Origin of the sequence: Mesorhizobium sp. M2A.F.Ca.ET.039.01.1.1 (assembly GCF_003998035.1) — a bacterium.
In the GTDB taxonomy this organism is placed as follows: Bacteria; Pseudomonadota; Alphaproteobacteria; order Rhizobiales; family Rhizobiaceae; genus Mesorhizobium.
This window is the reverse complement of record NZ_RZRY01000752.1, coordinates 1-2815: the sequence shown is the minus strand read 5'-3', so window position 1 is coordinate 2815 and position 2815 is coordinate 1. Positions and strand designations below refer to the sequence as shown.

The window sequence follows — 2815 nt, the reverse complement described above, 5'->3', positions numbered from 1 at the left end:
CCGGGAATGCCGGCCATGACGCCGCGCAGGTCGCTGAGGATCTGGTTGGCCGACTTGCGCTCGCGCCAGTCGACGAACTCGTACTGGATGACGCCGACGACATCCTCAGGAATGTCCTGGCCGCCGCCTTGCGTCTTGCCGGCGCGCGTATAGACCGACTTCACGCCGGGCCAGCCGAGCAGCCGGCTTTCCGCCGTCTTGGTGGCGGCGTCCATTTCCGCCAGCGAAAGATTGCCGCGGGCATGGACATAGAGCAGGCCGTAATCCGGCTCGACGCTCGGGAAGAACTCGACGCCCGCGCCATATTTCGAATAGGCGAAGCCGACGCCGACCAAAAGCCCGACGGTGAGCAGGATGACAGTCATCGGGAAGCGGACAGCCTGCTTGACCACGGCCATGTACCAGCCGTCGCGATTGCCCTCCTCGTGATGCTCCGGCGCCTTGGCGAAGATCGCGCCCAAAGTCGGCGCGAACACCAGCGCATAGAGCATCGAAGCCGACAGCGTCACGATCAGCGTGATCGGCATGTATTTCATGAAATCGCCGATGATGCCGGGCCAGAACAAGAGCGGCGAGAAGGCGGCGATGCGCGTCATCGTCGCCGCGATGACTGGGCCGGCCATGCGCTTGGCGGCCAGCGCGAAGGCGTCGGCCTTCGGCATGCCCTCACTCATGCGCCGTTCGGCGAATTCGGTGACGATGATGGCGTCGTCCACCAGCATGCCGACAGCCAGGATCAGGCTGAACAGCACGATCATGTTGATCGTGTAGCCCATCATGGCGAGCAGCAGGATGCCCATCAGGAACGATGATGGGATGGCAAGCCCGATGAGCAGGGAAGCCCGTCCCGACAGCGCATAGAGGATGACGATGAACACCAGGATGACGGCGATCATCACATGGTTCTGCAGGTCGCCGAGCAGCTGGTTGACGAAGACCGACTTGTCCTGCGTGTAGGTGACATGCATGCCCTCGGGCATGGTCTTGATGAAATTGTCCGACACTTCACGGACATGGATCAGGGTGTCGATGAGGTTGGCGCCGATGCGCTTCTTCACTTCGATGGCGATGGCCGGCTTGCCGTCGAGCCGGGTGACTGTCTCGGCGTCCTTGAAGGTCGAGCGGATGGTGGCGACGTCCTTGGCCTGGACCACGGCGTTCGGTGTGGCGACGACCGGCAGGTTGGCGACATCTTCCGGCGTCTCGATCAGCGACGGCACCTTGACCGCGTATTTGCCTTCCGAGCCCTCGAGATTACCGGCCGCGACAAGGCTGTTGGAGGAAGCGACGCCCTGAATCACCTGATCGAGCTGCAGCCCGTAGGAGGACAGCTTGACCGGGTCGATGACGACCTCGACGAGGTCGTCGCGCGCGCCCTGCAGCGAGCCTTCGAGCACGCCGGGCACTTCCTCGATACGGTCGCGCAGCTCGCGCGCGGCGGCCGTCAGCACGCGCTCCGGCACATCGCCGGAAAGCGTCACGACCAGGACCGGGAATTCCGAAACGTTGACCTCGTTGACCGTCGGCTCCTCGGCCGCCTGCGGCAGGTCGGCCTTGGCGTCCTGCACCTTGCTGCGCGTATCCTGCAGCGCCGTCGCGAGATCCGTCTGCGGCTGGAATTCGACCAGCACATAGCCGCCGCCCTGGAAGGCGGCCGAGCGCATCTCCTTCAGCCCCTTGAGGCTCTTGAGCTTGCTTTCCATTGGCCTCAGCAGCAGGCGCTCGGAATCCTCCGGCGAGATGCCCTGATAGATCAGGCTGACATACATCATCGGAATCGGAACGTCGGGCTCCGCTTCCCTCGGTGTCGACTGATAGGCGACCCAGCCCGCGACGAGCAGGAACAGCAGCGCCGATATTGTGAGGCGGGCATTGTTGATGGCGAGTCTGACGATATCCATGACTTCGGCCTGTTATGCTTCCAAGGCTGCGGACCGCCGTCGCGGGATTGGCCCGGCGACGGACGCGTCGTGCTTTACTGCGTGCCGGCGGCGGCTTCGCCGATCAGCTTGCTGATGGTCGCCTGATCGGCCTCGACGGGCTTCACCAAGTCGCCTTCCTTTACCAGCTCCTGGCCGGCGACGATGATGCGCGCATCTTCCGGAATGCCGCCCAGCACCAGGCCGTGCGGCGTGTCGTCGACGAGATCGATCGGGAAGAAGGCCACCTTGTCGTCCTTGCCCACGGCGCGGATGCCGAGGTCGCCCTTGTCGCCGAGCGTCACCACCGAACGCGGCAGCATGACCGCATTGGTCGGCTCGGCGCTGAGCGTGATCTCGGCCGTCATGCCGGCGGGGATGGAGCCGTCGCCATTGGGGATCGCCACCTCGACGCGGAAGGTGCGGGTCTGCGCCGAGGCATCGCGGCTGATGTAGCGAACCGTGCCGGTGACCTTCTGGTCGTTGACCAGACGCACATCGGCCTGGTCGCCGATCTTGACGTAGCGCAGGTCACGCTCGCTGATCTCGCCGCGCGCGATGACCGGATCAAGCTTCAGGATCGTCGCCACCTCGCCGCCCTGCATCACCGAGCTGCCGAGCTCCACCGGGATGCGGTCGATGACGCCGTCGAACGGCGCCTTCACCTCATTGCGGTCGAGCTCCGCCTGCGCGGCATCGAGCTGCGATTGCGCGAGCGTCAGGTTGGAACGGGCAGTGTCGAGCTGCAGCTTCGGCAGATTGCCGGTCTTGGCCAGCCGCTCGGCGGCGTCGAGCTCGGCCTTGCGCTGCACAAGCAGCTGCCTGGCGTTGTCGACATTGGAGATCTTCTCCTCGGCCGCGAGCATCAGCACGAGATCGCCTGTCTTGACATGGTC

Annotated in this window: 2 protein-coding genes; both read right to left on the bottom strand. The window is 64.7% G+C overall.

From position 1 onward, the window contains the following. A partial coding sequence (locus tag EOA24_RS33115; RefSeq protein ID WP_133374735.1) for an efflux RND transporter permease subunit occupies nt 1-1901 on the bottom strand: 1901 nt, incomplete at its 3' end. Between the two features lie 74 nt (nt 1902-1975). Next, nucleotides 1976-2815: efflux RND transporter periplasmic adaptor subunit (locus EOA24_RS33110; protein WP_127410533.1), on the bottom strand; the 840-nt coding region annotated here is incomplete at its 5' end.